This window comes from Amycolatopsis sp. cmx-4-54 (assembly GCF_046548895.1).
GTDB lineage: Bacteria > Actinomycetota > Actinomycetes > Mycobacteriales > Pseudonocardiaceae > Amycolatopsis.
Genome location: NZ_JAEBEJ010000022.1, coordinates 12,850 through 28,781 on the forward strand (window position 1 = coordinate 12,850; position 15,932 = coordinate 28,781).

Sequence of the window (15,932 nt, forward strand, 5' to 3'; positions counted from 1 at the left end):
TCATTCCTTGTTGTTCGGGGTGCGGTCGATCAGCTCGGTGAGCACTGCGGTGCGTTCCTTGATCTGCTTGCGGATTTCGATCTTACGGTTGAGTTGTGGTTCGGTGCGCAGCTTCTTGTTCAGTGCGGCGATTTCACGCTCGAGCTTGCGGGCGCGGCCCAGTCTTTCGGTTGCCTGTGACACCGTCTCGCCGACGCGGGTCGCGACTGGTAGTAGCGATGCAAGTATGGCCGCGTACAGGCCCGGTAGATCGAGCGCCGTGGGTAGAGGTCGTCGGGGCGCGTCAGAGGGTTGCCAGTCGGTCGTGAAGTACGGTCCGATCTTCGGCACTTTGCCGTCGAGCGCCTTCTGGGCTGCGACTGTACGCAGACGGTCGTTGCAAGCGACCTCGAAGATGATCGGGAAGTGCACAGATCTGTCGATGGCGGTCAGCACGTCGTCGGAGACATCCTCGCCCTTGGTCTCGACGGTGAAGATCTGGATCTCGGGCACCGCGGTCGTGCCGCGCAGGCGGATGGTGTCGTCGGCGAGCTTGTAGGCCCAGGTGATGCGCTGAATGTCATCGACGAATCTCGCGCGCAGTGCGGTGCGGACGTTGCCATGCTCGTAGAACTTCGTCTTCGGGACGGTGCGGCCGAACGCGGCGTTCGCGGGCCAGCGGTAGAGGATCGGGGTGGTTTCGGCAGTTCCGGCCGCTGGTGAGGCGTCAATCATCGGTGGGCTCGTCGACTATGGCGAGGAAGGCGATCAGCTCGAAGTCATCGAGCCCGGCGATGGTCTGCGCGAGCGCAGTCGTGTGACCGGGACTGAACAGGCTATCGACGTCGCGCTTGTCGGTGAGGTCGATCATCGAGCGGATCGCATCGGTGAGCAGGCGACTATACGTGCCCATTTCGGCCCCGTCGCGAGTGGCAGCGTTGAAAACGCGGCACACCTCCCACGCGGGCTCGTCACGGTTCCGGCATCCGGCGCGGATCAGATCGAGCAGGTGCTTGACCTCGGTGTGATCGGCGATCACCTGTCCTTCGTCGTCGAGGTAGACGAGGTAGTGCGGGTGCAGCCTGTTGCCACGGTTGAGATGCTGGTCGGCGTTGATATTGCGCAGCACGAAGATCGCGCCGGGCTTGAGCCCCTTTTCGGGCTGGGCGGGGACGACTGCATGCAGTCCCTTCGGGGTGCCGGCCAGGTCGCCATACTCCTTGAGGTAGCCGAGCAGGTCCATGCGGAAGTCGTTCAGGCCGAGGTCGGTGATCGACACGCCGGTGCGAACGTCTTCGAGTTCGATTACTTCGTCCTGGAGCTTGCGGAGCTGCTCCTTGCGGAATGCGGCATCGCTGGCCTCCGGGTCGAGAAGGTTGTCGTCGCCTGTTCCGCCGAGGTTGGCGGCGACCATGCGGTTCTCGACGCGCTCCTTGAGGTTGATGTATTCGTCCAGCGAGATGTCTGGCCAGAAGTTCACCAGCTGGATACGCTCGTTGGTCGAGCCGATACGATCGATTCGGCCAAATCGCTGGATGATCCGCACAGGGTTCCAGTGGATGTCGTAATTGACCAGGAAGTCGCAGTCCTGAAGGTTCTGGCCTTCACTGATGCAGTCGGTGCCGACTAGTAGGTCGATCTCCGAGGTCTCCTGCGGCATCACTAGGTGGCGCTGCTTCGACTGCGGGGAAAACAGGGTGAGGATCTGCTGGAAGCTGTATCCCTTGCCGACCGTCGTGGACGGGTTGCCCTGGCCGGTGACGAGGGCGCTGTGGTAGCCGCGCTGTTTCAGCACTGGGGCGAGGTTCTTGTAGAGGTACTCGGCCGTGTCGGCGAACGCGGAAAAGATCAAAACCTTGCGGTTGCCGGGGTTCAGTGGCTGCTGGAACTTGGCGTCGAGCCGCTCGAGCAGTGCTCGAAGCTTGGAATCGCGCTCGGGGGTGATGCCGCTGACCGAGCGCAACAGGTTCTGGATCACCGCGCCGTCGTGGGCGAGGTCGCGGCTCCACGACTCGACATCCATGTCGGCCAGGTCGATCTGCACCTTCCGGCCGACCGTGCCGCTGGTGGGGAACTCGAAGTCGTCATCGTTGGTGTCCACGTCGGTGAACGCGGAGACGATGTCGGCGATGTTCGCAGCGTGGTTGTCCACAGCTTCGATGGCCTCGGCGACCGCGTGCTCCAGCCGATTGAGGGTCAGGCGGAACGCTTCGATGCTGCTCTCCAGCCGCTTGAGCAGATTCACCGTCATGAGCTTGCGGATGCCCTGCTCGCGGTTGGCTGCGCCAAGGTTCGCGTTTTCACCACCCATGTAGTTCTGGCCGGCACCTGCTCCGTAGATTTGCTCGTACTTGTCTCGGCGGCTTTCGAACACGTACGCCAGCGGCGTGTAGACCGCCAGGGTCAGGAGCTGGAGCTGTTCGAAGATCTTATTGAATGTCGGAACGCCTGCCAGGTCAGTCAGCGGCGGCCGCAGGGATTCCGGTTTCATCCGCTCTGGGAACGCGCCAATGTCGGCGGTGTCGTAGAACGCCTGGATGTGTTTGCGCGAGCGCGCGATGGTCACGGCGTCCAGCAACTCGAAGAAGTCGAAGTCCAGCTGGGCGAGGATGGCGTCAGTTGTGCGCAGCTCCGGCGGTAGGTCGGACCACTCGTTAAAGACGCGCTGGGCTTGCCGAAATACCTCTTCGATCGACTGGATGTTGAGTTTCGTGGCAAGCTGCGTCGAATCCCCCGCGTAGGCGAGGGCCAGCTGATTGCGCAGATCGTTGAAACGATTGTTGACCGGGGTTGCGGAGAGCATCAACACCTTTGTCTTCACTCCCGCACGGATGACTTTACGCATCAGCCGCTGGTAGCGGGTCTCCCGCTGGGCGATGATGTCGGCATTGCGGAAGTTGTGAGACTCGTCGATCACGACTAGGTCGTAGTTGCCCCAGTTGATTAGGTCCAGTCGCTTGCCCAAGGACTCGCCACTGTCGCGCGACAAATCTGTGTGGGCGAGGACGTCATAGTTGAAGCGGTCTTTTGTGAAAATATTCGTTGTGTAGTTCGAGTTGTAGTTCGTCCAGTTTTCAGTTAGCTTCTTCGGCGCCAGCACGAGTACGGTCTTGTTGCGCAGCTCGTAATACTTGATCACGGCCAGCGCTGTGAACGTCTTCCCCAGTCCCACGCTGTCGGCAAGGATGCAACCGTTGTAGGTTTCCAACTTGTTGATCACGCCGGTCGCAGCGTCCTTCTGGAAGTTGTAGAGCGCATTCCAAATCTCGGTGCCCTGGTAACCAGTGCGGTCGTTCGGCAGCACGTCCTCGCTGATGTCTTCGAGGAACTCGTTGAAGAGGTTGTAGAGGATCAGGAAGTAGACCCGTTGTGGGGAGTTCTCGGCATACACGCTCGCGATGTGCTCTCGGACCGCCTCGGTCACGTCGTCGAGTTGGTCTGGGTTGTGCCAGATCTGGTCGAAGAGCTGCATGTATTGGCGCGTTGCCAGCTTGTCGTCGATCTTGTGCACCATGTTAGACACCGCGGGGCCGCGTTCATACCCGAGGTCGGCGGTCGTGAAGCCGTGGAGTGGTGCGTAGGCGGCGGTGTCATCGACCACAGCGAACGACTGCATCGGCGCGCCTGTGTGGTTCGAGCGGAACGTGACCTTCTGTCGCACCCACTCAGCACATTCACGTGCGATGGCCCGTTGGGTCAGCTTGTTGCGCAGCCGAATCTCGAACTCTGTGCCGTACAGTGCAGCATCCTGGCTCTTGTCGTTCGGGATAAAGAACTGCCGGTTTTCCTGCGCGGGTTTGCCGGTCGCCTTCGTCGTTGTGAACGATGGAGCGGTGAAGATGAACTCAAGTTCCTTGATCGACTGAAGTTCACGCCTCAGTGCTTCGAATGCGAAGATCGAGAACGTGCTCGCTGCGATACGCAGCTTGGAGCCACGCTTTATCGAAGCCTTTAGATCGTCGCCGAAGAACTCATTGAGGTTGTCGATGATGCGCACTCAGACGTCACCATCCTTCGGCCTGGAACCAGGTGACGCCCCGCCGCTATGTACCCGGTTGCCGGCAACCTTGCTGGCGTTGAACTCCGGGATGTTGAAGAGAGGGCGGGCCTGCGGCCGCTTGTTGCGACTGGTCATGTAGCGGTTTTTTGAGCCGCTCGCCTTGAACACGAAGAGGAACCGGCCGAACACCGTCGTCGGCCTCGGCCGAACTTCAGGCGGCAAGTGGCAGTCGCACATGGTCGCTCGCCGTTCCACGTGGGGCGACGTCGTACTCCCAGGCCCGAGTTCGTCCGTCACCTAGCCATCCCCCCAGCATCGTTTGTTGAGTGTCAAGAACGTCTTCCATTATGGGCGCGGCAGCACCAATCACCGAGCTGGCCACTCCGGCAAAGGCGGAACCACCGACTGGTCAACGCTGGCGACGAGGCGAAACAAGGCATGAGTACGCGGTCTCCCGGGCGCCCGTGGTGACGGAGACGGCATACCTGCGGGCGATCGAGAAGCCCTCCTTCGCGTGCATCTCCAACTCCGGGCCTCATGATGACGCCAGTCAGGCTGGTGGCTGGCTCTGACAGGTATAGCCAGTTGGTCGGTGTGCATCGTTACGGCCAGATCATGGTGAGCTTCGGACCAGGTCGGTAACCGCCACATCGGCTTCTGGTCCGTTGCGCACACGACCATGTTATGGCGACGAAGGATTCTGACGACGACTGGCCGGGTTCCTGCTGTTCTTCTCCACGTGAACGACCTCGGTACTTCGTCGACGAGTTGCGGTTACGTTGTGTAGCGAATTCTCGTACTGACTGGTCTTCGAGAACGGGACGTCACAGGCCAGGTCGATGTGGGCCGTGTTGATCGTGTTGGGCCGAACACGATCATGGCCCGCCAGCACAATGCTGGCGGGCCATGATCTTCGTTGTCAGACGGCCCTTAGAGTGGTCTGAACGTCGTTCCCGCTGGCCAGACTACTCTAGGGACTCCTAGGATCACACGTCGTAGTAGAGCGAGAACTCGTACGGGTGCGGACGCAGCCGCAGCGGGTCGATCTCGTTCTCACGCTTGTAGGAGATCCACGTTTCGATCACGTCGGGAGTGAACACGCCGCCCTCGAGCAGGTAGTCGTGGTCGGCTTCCAGCGTGTCGAGTACCGCGCCGAGGTCGCCCGGGACGAGCTTGACGTTCTGGGCCTCCTCCGGCGGCAGCTCGTAGAGGTCCTTGTCGATGGGCTCCGGCGGCTCGATCTTGTTCTTGATGCCGTCGAGACCGGCCATCATCATCGCCGAGAACGCGAGGTACGGGTTGCCGGACGAGTCCGGGCACCGGAACTCGGCGCGCTTGGCCTTCGGGTTGTTGCCCGTGATGGGGATACGGACACAGGCCGACCGGTTCCGCTGCGAGTACACCAGGCTGACCGGGGCCTCGAAGCCCGGCACGAGCCGGTGGTACGAGTTGACGGTCGGGTTGGTGAAGGCCAGCAGGCTCGGCGCGTGCTTGAGCAGACCGCCGATGTAGTGGCGGGCGGTGTCGGACAGACCCGCGTACCCCGACTCGTCGTGGAACAGCGGCGTGCCGTCCTTCCACAGCGACTGGTGGCAGTGCATGCCCGAGCCGTTGTCACCGGCGAGCGGCTTCGGCATGAAGGTCGCGGTCTTGCCGGCGGCGAACACGGTGTTCTTCACGATGTACTTGAACAGCTGCAGGTCGTCCGCAGCGTGCAGCAGCGTGTTGAACTTGTAGTTGATCTCGGTCTGGCCGGCGGTGCCCACTTCGTGGTGCGCGCGCTCGATCTCGAAACCGGAGCCCTGCAGGTTACGGACGATCTCGTCGCGCAGGTCGGCGAAGTGGTCGACCGGCGGGACGGGGAAGTAGCCGCCCTTGAACTTCGTCTTGTAACCCTGGTTGCCACCCGGCACGTCGGCACCGGTGTTCCACCAGCCCTCGACGGAGTCGATCTCGTGGAACGAGGCGTGCTCGGCCGAGTCGAACCGGATCGAGTCGAAGATGTAGAACTCGGCCTCAGGACCGAAGAACACGTTGTCCGCGACGCCGTACTCGGAGATGTACTGCTCGGCCTTGCGCGCGATGTTGCGCGGGTCGCGGCTGTACGCCTCGCGGGTGAACGGGTCGTGCACGAAGAAGTTCAGCGAGAGCGTCTTCGCCTTGCGGAACGGGTCGATGCGAGCAGTCTCGGGGTCCGGAAGGAGCAGCATGTCGGATTCGTGGATCGACTGGAAACCACGCACCGAGGAGCCGTCGAAGGCCAGGCCTTCTTCGTAGGCTTCCTCGTTGAACGCCTTCGCCGGAACGGTGAAGTGCTGCATAACGCCGGGCAGGTCGCAGAACCTGACGTCGACGACCTCTACGTTCTCGTCGGCGATAAGGCGCTGAATGTCGTCTGGAGTAGTGGGCACCCTCGGTGACTCCTTCTCGTTCGTTGCCGGCGGCAGTACTCTCTTCGGCTCACGCTAAGAGCGCGGTGTTGCCCGACCGTCACCCGTATGTTTCGCCGGTGTTAACGGGGCGGCGATATCGGGTAGTCGACCAGGGCGAATGTGGCCCGCGCCACCGGCATACCCTGGATGGGTGGCGAGATGGACCGGAGAATGGCTGCCCGGAGCCGGAGACGAGACGACGGCCGGTGGCGAGGGTACGCAGCGGTGGCGTGGTGAGCGACTCGGCTTGCCCCAATCGGGTGTCGGCTCGGTAGCGGGCGGCGGCGCACGCCTTCTCGGCCTGCTCATCGACCTGGCTCTGGCCTCGCTGATCACCACTCTCTTTGTGACTCCCAGTCTTCAGGATCCGGCCGTCATGCAGACCTTCAACCTCTGGTCGGTCGGAGTCTGGGCCGCGATCACGGTCATTCCCGCCGCCTTCTTCGGGTTCACCCCCGGTATGGCGGTGGTCGGAATCCGCGTCGCCAGGCTCGACGGCGCGAAAATGGTCGGAACATGGCGTGCCCTCGTACGGGGGGCGCTGACCTTCGTGATCATTCCGGCCGCGATCCGCAACATCGATGGGCGAAGCTGGCTCGATCGGCTGACCGGAACCGTTGTGATCCGCATGCGATGACCTCAGGTGGGGGAGCAGGGGACCTTTGCTCTCGCCGGAGGGGACGGCTGTCGGGCCGGCAGTCGTCAGGCGGCCGGTGCCGCAGGGACGCTCCCGAGATCTGGAGGCGGTCGTTGACGGGCTCGACGATGAGCTGCGCGCAGGTCCTGGATCACCACCATGGGCTCGTCACGTAGCTGTGCCGGACTCACCTGGACGACGATGAGGCCTGGAGAGACCATGGCCGGCCTCTCGGACACCCTGTCCGGTTCGAGAGCGACCTCGTCGTAGCGGACTTGCAGTGCGACGCCGACCTGCGGCCACCAGGCATCGGCGATCCCGACGACCATTCCGTCCGGAGCCCGTAGCTCTGCATTCCACACGGGTTTGGGCAAGCCGCTGCGCTCGACGGCAGACTCCAGCCACTGCTCGACGGCGGAGTCGACGCCGTCCTGGAGTGCGTTGACGACTATTCGAGGGAGCGCCGAGCCGATCGTGCTGGCCTGGGCCAGCTCGTCTCGAAGCTCCTCTGGAGTACAGAGCCCGCGATGGACGGCGTCGTGGATCATCGCGCGCACCGCCTTGAGTTCGTCCATGCGCCGAGCCGCGTCGATCAGGGCTCGGGCTAAAGGAGCGACAGGCAGCCCGTCGATCTCTACAGGTTCCGGCAGGTGGATCGTTCGTTCTACGACGGCGAATCCCCAGGTCGCAACCTTGCTCCGGTGAGGGATCAGGGTGTGCGCCCGTCTTTCTGGCGGGAGTCTTCGGACCCCGTACAACCTTGCGGCCTGTACTCCGGTGAGCATCGCCTCCGGGCCCGCGTGAGTCAGTGCGACCTTCAGGAGCTGGTGCTTGCTCGGTGGGGCACTGGTCAGAAGGATGACACCGGGTATCGGACGCCGCCACGGGCCACCTTCGCGGCAACGGCGCGAGATCGAGGAATGGGAGTGCCCGAGGGCGACAAGTTTCGCCCGGGCGGCCACGCCGTCCGGGAACATCGCTGCCAGCGCCTTCTGCGGGGCGCTCGAGGTTCGGTCCACACAGTGATCATGCGACCACCCACCGACAGTTTTGCCCGGAGACGAATCAGGGGTCCTTTGCTACCGCACGCGGCGGTAGCAAAGGGCCCCTGATCCTGGTTTCGTCAGCGGCGACGGATGGTGCGCTGGACGTTGCGCATCTTCGCGCCGGCGGGCATCGGGCCCTTGGGCATGGCGGCACCGCGGCTGCCGAGCGCGGCCAGCTTCGCTTCCAGCGCGTCGACCTGGGCGGGCTTGAGGTTCCGCGGCAGCTTCATCAGGTGGCTCTGCAGCTTCTTCAGCGGCACCTGCTGCTCTTCGTTGCCGATGATCACGTTGTAGATCGGTGTCTCACCGATCAAGCGGGACACACGCTTCTTCTCCTGCGCGAGCAGGGACTTCACGCGGTGCGGCGCACCCTCGGCGACGAGCACGACACCGGGACCACCGAGAACTCGGTGCACGGCGTCGAGCTGAGTGGTGGCGGCCACGGTCGGCGTCACCTTCCAGCGGCCCCGCATGTTCTCGAGCGCCCAGGCCGCGGCACCCGGCTGGCCGTCGGCCTTCGAGTACACGGTCTTCTGGACCCGCCTGCCGAAGATGATCACAGCGGCCAGCGCGCCGAGCAGGATGCCCAGCGGCAGCACTACCCAGTGGACGTCGAAGATGAACCCGATGCCGAATACGACACCGGTGATGACCAGGAGCGATCCGACCATCCAGGGGATGAGCGCCTTGTCTTCCTTGCGCTGCATCTTGAAGGCCTCGAAGATCTGCCCGCGGCGAGCCTTGCTCGCGGCGCGCTTCTCCTTCTTGGCCAGCTTCGCTGCTTCCTTGTCCTGCTTTCCCGCCATGTGACCAGGATACGGCCGCGTGCCCTGCGCCGATCCCGTCGGGCCCTCTGCGAGGATCGGGACGTGGTTAGCGCATCGTCCCCGAAGAGTCGTCCAGGCCTGCTCGATGGGCTCGACCCCGAGCAACGCGCCGCCGCCTGCGCGCCGAGGGGGCCGGTCTGTGTCCTCGCGGGAGCAGGGACCGGCAAGACCAGGACGATCACACACCGCATCGCCCACCTGGTCCGTTCCGGCCACGTCGCCGCTGGTCAGGTCCTCGCCGTCACTTTCACGACCCGCGCCGCGGGCGAGATGCGCACACGTCTTCGGGGGCTGGGTGTGGACGCCGCCCAGGCACTCACTTTCCACGCCGCAGCCCGCCGTCAGTTGCGATATTTCTGGCCCCAGGTCGTCGGGGACCGGCCTTGGGAGCTGCTCGAGAACAAGTTCCGCTACATCAGCCAAGCCGCCACCAAGGCCGGTCTCGGCACCGAAACGGAACTGCTGCGTGACCTCGCCAGCGAGATCGAGTGGAGCAAGGCCTCTTTGGTGTCGCCGGACGACTATCCGGTGGTAGCCGCGCGGACCCAGCGGGACACACCGGCGCCCGCCTCGCAGGTCGCGGAGGTCTACCGCAACTACGAGAAGGTCAAGAACGCCGCGCAGGTCCTCGACTTCGACGACCTGCTCCTGCACACCACGGCCGTCCTCGAGGAGCACACGGTGGTGGCCCAGGAGTTCCGCGAGCGCTATCGCTGCTTCGTCGTCGACGAGTATCAGGACGTAACTCCGCTGCAGCAGCGGCTGCTGGACGCCTGGCTCGGCGGCCGTGACGACTTGACCGTCGTCGGCGACGCCAACCAGACCATCTATTCGTTCGGTGGTGCTTCTCCCCGGCCGCTCCTGGAGTTCACTCGGAGGTTCCCCGAGGCGACCGTCGTGAGGCTCGAGCGGGACTATCGGTCGACTCCGGAGGTCGTGGCTCTCGCCAATCAAGTGATCGGTGCCGCGCGCGGTCGTCCCGCGGGGTCGAGGTTGAAGCTGATCGGCCAGCGCCCTTCCGGGCCGGTCCCGCGGTTCGCCGAGTATGACGACGAGACCGCTGAGGCCGCGGCTGTCGCGCGCAGGATCCGTGATCTGCTCGACAGCGGGGTGGCGGCCAGCGAAATCGCGGTGCTTTACCGCGTCAACGCCCAGTCCGAAGCCTACGAGCAGGCCCTGGCGGAGATGGGCATCCCGTACCTGGTCCGCGGCGGCGAGCGGTTCTTCGCCAGGGCCGAGGTCCGGCAGGCCATGTCCGCGCTGCGGATGGCGTCGACCGACGCCTACACCGGCGAGCTGGTGACCCGCGTGCGCTCCGTCCTCGCGAAGGTGGGGCTCACCGATCAGCCTCCTGCCGGAGGCGCGGCGAAAGAGCGGTGGGACGCGCTTCTCTCGATCGTCGAGCTGGCCGAGGAACTGGCTTCAACCGTCGACGACGCGGATCTTCCTCGATTCGTGGCCGAGCTTGAACAGCGGGCGACAGCTCAGCATCCACCGACAGTGGAGGGCGTCACCCTGGCCTCGCTTCACGCGGCGAAAGGCCTCGAGTGGGATGCCGTGTTCCTCGTCGGCCTCGCCGAGGGAACCATGCCGATCCTCCACGCCGACGGCGACGACGCGGCCATCGAAGAAGAGCGCCGCCTCTTCTATGTCGGCGTCACACGAGCGCGAGAACACCTGTCGCTGTCGTGGGCCCTGGCCAGGACGTCGGGAAATCGCCGTAATCGGCGCCGTAGCAGGTTCCTCTACGGCCTCATCCCCGAAGATCACCCGGCGGCGAGGGTCGCACGATCGCAGCAACCGAAGCAGGCCGGTAACAAGGCCCGGTGCCGCGTGTGCGGCGGGCCACTGCTGGAGACGCTCGACATCAAGCTCGGTCGATGTTCTCGTTGCCCGTCCAACGTCGACGAGCAGTTGCTCGAGAAGCTGAAGTCCTGGCGGGGGGAGCGTTCGCGGGAGCTCAAGGTGCCGGCCTTCGTCGTTTTCACGGACGCGACGCTCGTGGCCATCGCCGAGCAGCGACCGACCGATGACACGGCCTTGTGTGCCATCTCCGGGATCGGCGCGACGAAGCTCGAGCGCTTCGGAGCGGAGGTTCTCGACGTCGTGCGAGCCTCGGTGGAGACTTGACCGCGTCCCGGGCTTGATCCACGCGGCGAACCTGCTGCTCAGAGCCGATCTTCGCAACTTCGACGGATTTTCTGGAAAATAAGTTGCCTCGGTGCGGCCGGTGGCAATAACCTGCAGGTACCGGGCGGGAAGCGCCCGGTCTGGGGAAGAACTTCTACAACACAGCGTAGACCGCAGGGCGGCTCGCGCGCGACAGAGAAAGGTGGTGTCAGTGAAATGAGGATCAACATGAAGCTCACGAACCCTGGCACCCGTCTGTCCTGCGTCGCGGAAGTCCCGCAGGCACAGCGCCAGGGCACCTTCATGCCCGTGAGCATCCTTGCCGCCCGCGGCACTCAGCGTCTCAACCGCCGCTGGGTTACCGCCGACGAGACCTTCACGCACGCTGCCGCCTTCGGTGGGGCGTACGTGAACGGTGGCGTCGATCTGCCGGTCATCAAGCAGTTCCGTGTTCCGTTGTCCAAACGGGAGCGAAGTTCCTGACGTAGTCAGGATCAGAGGCTCACGAAGGCCGCGGAACCGGTTACCGGATCCGCGGCCTTCGTGTTTTTTGCTGCACAAACAAGTTGGCTGCACAACCTAATTGGGGTTCAGCGTTGTCCAGTTCCACAGTGAGTACGAATTCCGTTACGGCACAGAGGAGTGCACTTATGTCATCGGCCATAGCCTTCGCGCCGGGGGAGGCCCTGCCCTTCGCCGACGCAGGCGTCGTCGACCTGCTCGACGCCATCGACTCGCCCGAGTCGATGCTTCCCTGCCGTTCGGGCGATGCGGACCTGTGGTTCGCCGAGTCGCCGGCAGAGCTCGAGCGAGCGAAGGCGTTCTGCGCGGACTGCCCGGTCCGTTCCGCCTGCCTCGCGGGCGCTCTTTCGCGGCGTGAGCCGTGGGGCGTCTGGGGTGGCGAAATCTTCGAGCGTGGCGTGGTCGTCGCGCGGAAGCGGCCCCGTGGCCGCCCCCGGAAGAACCCGGTCGTCGAGCCCGCCGCGGAGGCTCGCGCCGTCGCGCGCAAGGTCGAGCGGAGCGCTGCGGCATGACCGTCGAACTCATCACCACCAGGGATTACGAGGCGCGGACGGGAACTCACGCGCCGGCCGAATTGAACGAGATCAAGGTCGAGGAGACCAGCGAAATGTTGCTTTATGAAGAACTGTCCAGAGCCCGAATACGAGACCTCGAGGAGGGAGTCCGCGCGCAGCGGGCTCGGAGCGGCCCACGCGCCGCGCGCAGGTGGACCAAGGTCGCCCGCTGGGCGACGCGGCGAGCCGAGCGCTATCAGGCCTGACCACTCGGGGGAGCGGGGGACCTTTGCTATCGCGGCGCGATAGCAAAGGTCCCCCGCTCCCTTTTGGGACGTTGGTGCGGCTCGGCGTGGTGTTCACTGGGGGAATGGCCGTACACACGCATGACGACATCGACTGGTCTGACCGGCTTCGTTCGCTTCGCCTGGCCGAGGCACTCGACGCCGAGCCGATGCGGGCGGCGGCCCGACGGCTGCTGGAGGGCATGCCGGACAGGCCGACCATTCTCGACGTTGGTTGTGGCGCGGGCGGGATGAGCGTGCTCTTCGCCGAGGAGCTCGCCTCCATCGGCGCCAAGATCGTGCTGGTCGACGCGACCGAGCATCTTCTCACCGAAGCGTACCGAGTCGTCAGCGCGGCTGCCGGGGAGAGGGCCACAGTCGAGACCATCCACGCCGACGTGGCCGACGAACGATTGCCCGCCAAGCTCCCTGCCGCCGATCTGGTCTGGGCTTCCCGAGTGGTCCACCACCTGCCCGATCAGCAAGCGGCCATCGGCACCCTCGCCCGGCTCGCCCGCCCCGGCGGGCTGGTCGCCATCTCCGAGGGCGGCCTGGACTTCAACTGCCTCCCCTGGGATCTAGGCATCGGCCGCCCCGGGCTCGAGGACAGGCTGCTCGCCGCGCGCGGCGAGTGGTTCGCCGAAATGCGGGCAGGAATCCCCGGTTCGGTTTCCATGCCTTACGGCTGGAACATCGCACTGCAGCGAGCCGGCCTCACCGACGTCGATTCCTTCGGCGTGCTCATCCATCACCCGGCGCCCGGCCCGGAACTGCTGCGCGAGTTCGTCATCGAGCGGGTGACGTGGCTCAAAGAGGTCGCAGGCGATCGCCTCGGCGAGGACGACCACGAGACCGCGGCCGCGCTGGTGGATCCGGCGAATCCGGCCTTCCTCGGCGTGCGCCGGGATCTGTTCCTCCAAGGGGCGAAGACGGTCCATTGTGGACGGCGATCGTGAGCGACCAGGCCACTTGCTCGTTGTGCGGCCGGATCCGCGGTGGCGACGAGGAGCCCGCGCAGACACTCGCCTGGGTTTCCACTCGCGAGAAGAACGTCGTGCGCTGGATGTGCCCCGCCTGCGCTCGCCGCCACACCCGCGATATCGAAGGAAAGCTGCCGGACGAGTACTGGTGAGCCTCAGGCGGCGTCGATCCGGCCGATCGTGCGGACCTTCGGCCTCGGTGTCCGCGTCGCTTCGCCGAACGCCCTGACGAGCTCCGCCGCTACTTCCAGCGGAACCTTCTTCAGCTGGTCGATGGTGCAGCGCACCAGTACGGTCCCGGTCGCGGTCAGCGCCAGCGGGTGGAAATTCGCGGCGCCCGGTTTCGGAGCCCGGAACTGCCACGCCATGCCGATGTCGTCCCACCAGGCGTCGGCGGTGCCGATGGGGCGCCCTCGTCTGTCGCAGAGTGTCGTGTTCCACGACGGCTCGGGCAGCGGGCAGCTGCTGAGGACTTTCTTCGCCAGTCCATGCGCGTACGTCTCCTCGGGATCGACGCGTCGCAGAGCAGTGCGGACCGCGGCCGAGCCTCGCCGGTTGCCGGAATCGAGCTCCTCGCTGAGTTCGTCGAGCGTGCACAGACCCCAATACAGCGGCAGCGAGATCAGCTCGTCGATTCGCAGGGGGTCGAGCTCCAGCCGCGCGAGATCGAGCGCCGCCCGCGCCGGCGGCGCGAACGGGACGCCGTCGATCATGGTCGGCGGCGGCATCCGGGTGGTCCTTCGCGGCAGCATGCCGGGTTCCGCAGGCACGCGCCGATAGTCGGGAACAAGGAGATGGACCTCCCGTGTCAGCGAGCAGCCGACACCTCGTGCGCGTAGCGCGTCGGCACCGGTCACCACGACCTCCGGCCCGAACCGTGCGACAGCGGCTTGCAGCAGCTGAAGCCGGGTGGGCGCGGAGTCGCGCAACAGGATCACGCCCGGCATCAGCCGTCGCCAAGGACCGCCCGGGCCGCAGAGCTTCGCGGCGTAGCGCGCGGTGACGCCCGCCTTCCGCAGCTCGCGGTTGGTGACGATCCCGGATTCGCTGGTGTTACTGAGCGCCATGAGTCGGGCGCTTCGTGTAATGGTCATGAATCGAGGATGACCGCTGGGCCGACCGGGTGGAACCACTTCCCCGAACTTGTGGACAACTCCCCCGAGCAGCCCCGTTTTCGGCTCTGTCGCCCCGTTCCCTGTGGATAACTTCTCAGGCCGCGAAGCCCGGCTGCCATCGTTCGACGATCGCGCGCGCGGGGATCTCGGCGTCGAGCTGACAGAGGATGCCGGTCGAACCGGCGGTCACCCGGTGGATCATCAGGTACTCGGGCGGCAGGTTGAGGGAGCGGCCGATCCGGAAATCCCGGCCGCGGGTGTCGCCGACCCGGCCCGCCTGTCGCTGCATCCAGCGACGGGTGAAATGAAACGTGTCGCCCGCCAGCGGTTCGGTGAACGGCGCCAGGTAGGCGAGCACGTCGTCGGCCCGCAGGTCCGCGTCACCCCGGATGAAGCCGGACTCCCTGAGCAGCCGCATCAGTTTCGCGGATTCGCCGTCGAGTGCCAGCCTGGTCATCTCGCCGAGGTGCTGCGGGATCCCCTCGGGCAGCCGGGACACGCCGCCGAAGTCGATGACGCACAACCTGCCGTCGGCGGTCAGCATGAAGTTGCCGGGATGCGGATCCGAATGCAGGAGCCGGGCTCGTTCCGGCGACGAGTAGTGGAACTCGGTGAGCAGGCGGCCGGCACGGTCTCGTGTCTCCTTGTCGCCGCCGGCGATGATCTTCGACAGCGGGGTTCCGGTGGCCCACTCGGTGACGACCACCTTCGGCGCGCTGGCGACCACGCGGGGGATCAGAAACCCGGGAACGCCTTCGAACGCCTTGACGAAAGCACGCTGGTTCTGCGCTTCGGCCTGGTAGTCGAGTTCTTCGTTCATCCTTTCGGCGAGTTCCGCCAGGAGCGGCTTCACTTCGGTTCCTGGCACGAACGCCTGGAACAACCTGCTGAACCGCTGGAGCTGCCGAAGGTCGCTTCGCAGGGCGTCGTCGGCTCCGGGGTATTGCACCTTGACGGCGACTTCGCGACCGTCGTGCCAGGTCGCGCGGTGGACCTGGCCGATGCTCGCGGAAGCGGCAGGCTCGTCGTCGAAGGCCGCGAACCGCTGCTTCCAGGTGCGCCCCAGTTGCTCGGCCAGCACCCGATGGGTCTGGCGAGTTGGCATGGGCGGCGCGGCGGCCTGAAGCTTCGTCAGGGCCTCGCGATAGGGCTTCGCCATCTCGTCCGGCACCGCGGCCTCGAAGACGCTCAGCGCCTGACCGAACTTCATCGCGCCGCCCTTGAGCGTGCCGAGGACCTCGAAGAGCTGCTCCGCCGCCTTGGCGGACAGTGTCGCGTTGACCTCTTCGGCGCTTTGCCCGGTCAGCCGCCTGCCCCAGCCGCCGACCGCCCGCCCCGCTATACCGAGCGGGATGCTGGCCAGCTTCGCCGTTCGCGCGGCCCCGTTACGGGGGATGGCGGCTTCACGGTCCTCGGCGCTGCGGGAGTCGGTCACCTTCGCGATTCTGCCTTGATTCACTGCGCCCGCGCAGCCTGTTGCGGGTGT

Annotated in this window: 15 protein-coding genes; 7 read left to right on the top strand and 8 right to left on the bottom strand. The window is 65.2% G+C overall.

The window, feature by feature from the left end; translation table 11 throughout:
- The 4 genes from ACLJQ7_RS41355 to glnA all read right to left on the bottom strand — a co-directional run bounded on the left by ACLJQ7_RS41355 (position 1) and on the right by glnA (position 6,390).
- Complete coding sequence (locus tag ACLJQ7_RS41355) at positions 1–714, bottom strand: DUF4391 domain-containing protein (RefSeq protein WP_410653648.1); 714 nt, start codon at positions 712–714, stop codon at positions 1–3.
- Complete coding sequence (locus tag ACLJQ7_RS41360) at positions 707–3,976, bottom strand: helicase-related protein (RefSeq protein WP_410653649.1); 3,270 nt, start codon at positions 3,974–3,976, stop codon at positions 707–709. Before ACLJQ7_RS41360 ends, ACLJQ7_RS41355 begins: the two co-directional genes overlap by 8 nt.
- Positions 3,977–4,276, bottom strand: a complete 300-nt coding sequence (locus ACLJQ7_RS41365; RefSeq protein ID WP_410653650.1) for a hypothetical protein — start codon at positions 4,274–4,276, stop codon at positions 3,977–3,979.
- Positions 4,277–4,965: 689 nt separating this feature from the next.
- Positions 4,966–6,390, bottom strand: coding sequence for a type I glutamate--ammonia ligase (gene glnA / locus ACLJQ7_RS41370; RefSeq protein ID WP_007033879.1), 1,425 nt, complete (start codon positions 6,388–6,390; stop codon positions 4,966–4,968).
- A gap of 172 nt (positions 6,391–6,562) precedes the next feature.
- Here glnA and ACLJQ7_RS41375 point away from each other — a divergent pair, with 172 nt between their 5' ends.
- Complete coding sequence (locus ACLJQ7_RS41375) at positions 6,563–7,048, top strand: RDD family protein (RefSeq protein ID WP_410653651.1); 486 nt, start codon at positions 6,563–6,565, stop codon at positions 7,046–7,048.
- A 65-nt stretch (positions 7,049–7,113) separates the two neighbouring features.
- Here ACLJQ7_RS41375 and ACLJQ7_RS41380 read toward each other — a convergent pair whose 3' ends face one another.
- Together ACLJQ7_RS41380 and ACLJQ7_RS41385 are read right to left on the bottom strand one after the other, a co-directional pair.
- The gene (locus ACLJQ7_RS41380; RefSeq protein ID WP_410653652.1) at positions 7,114–7,623 is read right to left on the bottom strand and encodes a hypothetical protein; all 510 of its coding nucleotides are present in this window, start codon (positions 7,621–7,623) and stop codon (positions 7,114–7,116) included.
- Positions 7,624–8,171: 548 nt separating this feature from the next.
- Entirely contained in the window at positions 8,172–8,900 is a 729-nt protein-coding gene (locus ACLJQ7_RS41385) for a DUF4191 domain-containing protein (RefSeq protein ID WP_410653653.1), read from the bottom strand.
- A gap of 63 nt (positions 8,901–8,963) precedes the next feature.
- Here ACLJQ7_RS41385 and ACLJQ7_RS41390 point away from each other — a divergent pair, with 63 nt between their 5' ends.
- The 6 genes from ACLJQ7_RS41390 to ACLJQ7_RS41415 all read left to right on the top strand — a co-directional run bounded on the left by ACLJQ7_RS41390 (position 8,964) and on the right by ACLJQ7_RS41415 (position 13,483).
- Positions 8,964–11,051 (top strand): ATP-dependent DNA helicase UvrD2, encoded by a 2,088-nt coding sequence (locus tag ACLJQ7_RS41390; protein WP_410653654.1) that lies wholly within the window; start codon positions 8,964–8,966, stop codon positions 11,049–11,051.
- 216 nt (positions 11,052–11,267) lie between these two features.
- Positions 11,268–11,534, top strand: a complete 267-nt coding sequence (locus ACLJQ7_RS41395; RefSeq protein WP_410653655.1) for a hypothetical protein — start codon at positions 11,268–11,270, stop codon at positions 11,532–11,534.
- Positions 11,535–11,701: 167 nt separating this feature from the next.
- Entirely contained in the window at positions 11,702–12,085 is a 384-nt protein-coding gene (locus tag ACLJQ7_RS41400; protein WP_410653656.1) for a WhiB family transcriptional regulator, read from the top strand.
- A complete protein-coding gene (locus tag ACLJQ7_RS41405; RefSeq protein WP_410653657.1) occupies positions 12,082–12,333 on the top strand; it encodes a hypothetical protein in 252 nt (83 codons plus the stop codon). Before ACLJQ7_RS41400 ends, ACLJQ7_RS41405 begins: the two co-directional genes overlap by 4 nt.
- Before the next feature lie 104 nt (positions 12,334–12,437).
- Entirely contained in the window at positions 12,438–13,307 is an 870-nt protein-coding gene (locus ACLJQ7_RS41410) for a class I SAM-dependent methyltransferase (RefSeq protein ID WP_410653658.1), read from the top strand.
- Positions 13,304–13,483, top strand: coding sequence for a hypothetical protein (locus tag ACLJQ7_RS41415; protein ID WP_219145742.1), 180 nt, complete (start codon positions 13,304–13,306; stop codon positions 13,481–13,483). The genes ACLJQ7_RS41410 and ACLJQ7_RS41415 overlap by 4 nt, the downstream gene beginning before the upstream one ends.
- 3 nt (positions 13,484–13,486) lie before the next feature.
- On the opposite strand, the gene ACLJQ7_RS41420 is transcribed toward ACLJQ7_RS41415, so the two are convergent.
- On the bottom strand, positions 13,487–14,398 hold the full coding sequence (locus tag ACLJQ7_RS41420; RefSeq protein ID WP_410653708.1) for a hypothetical protein: 912 nt from the start codon (positions 14,396–14,398) through the stop codon (positions 13,487–13,489).
- Positions 14,399–14,540: 142 nt separating this feature from the next.
- Positions 14,541–15,881: an ABC1 kinase family protein gene (locus tag ACLJQ7_RS41425; RefSeq protein ID WP_410653659.1), complete on the bottom strand. Its 1,341-nt coding sequence runs from the start codon at positions 15,879–15,881 to the stop codon at positions 14,541–14,543.
- Positions 15,882–15,932: the final 51 nt, after the last annotated feature.

Coding starts and splice junctions, on each gene's coding strand:
- ACLJQ7_RS41395 (WP_410653655.1), top strand. CDS start 11,268: ATGAGGATCAACATGAAGCTCACGAACCCTGGCACCCGTCTGTCCTGC.
- ACLJQ7_RS41420 (WP_410653708.1), bottom strand. CDS start 14,398: ATGGCGCTCAGTAACACCAGCGAATCCGGGATCGTCACCAACCGCGAG.
- ACLJQ7_RS41405 (WP_410653657.1), top strand. CDS start 12,082: ATGACCGTCGAACTCATCACCACCAGGGATTACGAGGCGCGGACGGGA.
- ACLJQ7_RS41400 (WP_410653656.1), top strand. CDS start 11,702: ATGTCATCGGCCATAGCCTTCGCGCCGGGGGAGGCCCTGCCCTTCGCC.
- ACLJQ7_RS41385 (WP_410653653.1), bottom strand. CDS start 8,900: ATGGCGGGAAAGCAGGACAAGGAAGCAGCGAAGCTGGCCAAGAAGGAG.
- ACLJQ7_RS41355 (WP_410653648.1), bottom strand. CDS start 714: ATGATTGACGCCTCACCAGCGGCCGGAACTGCCGAAACCACCCCGATC.
- ACLJQ7_RS41410 (WP_410653658.1), top strand. CDS start 12,438: ATGGCCGTACACACGCATGACGACATCGACTGGTCTGACCGGCTTCGT.
- ACLJQ7_RS41380 (WP_410653652.1), bottom strand. CDS start 7,623: ATGGACGAACTCAAGGCGGTGCGCGCGATGATCCACGACGCCGTCCAT.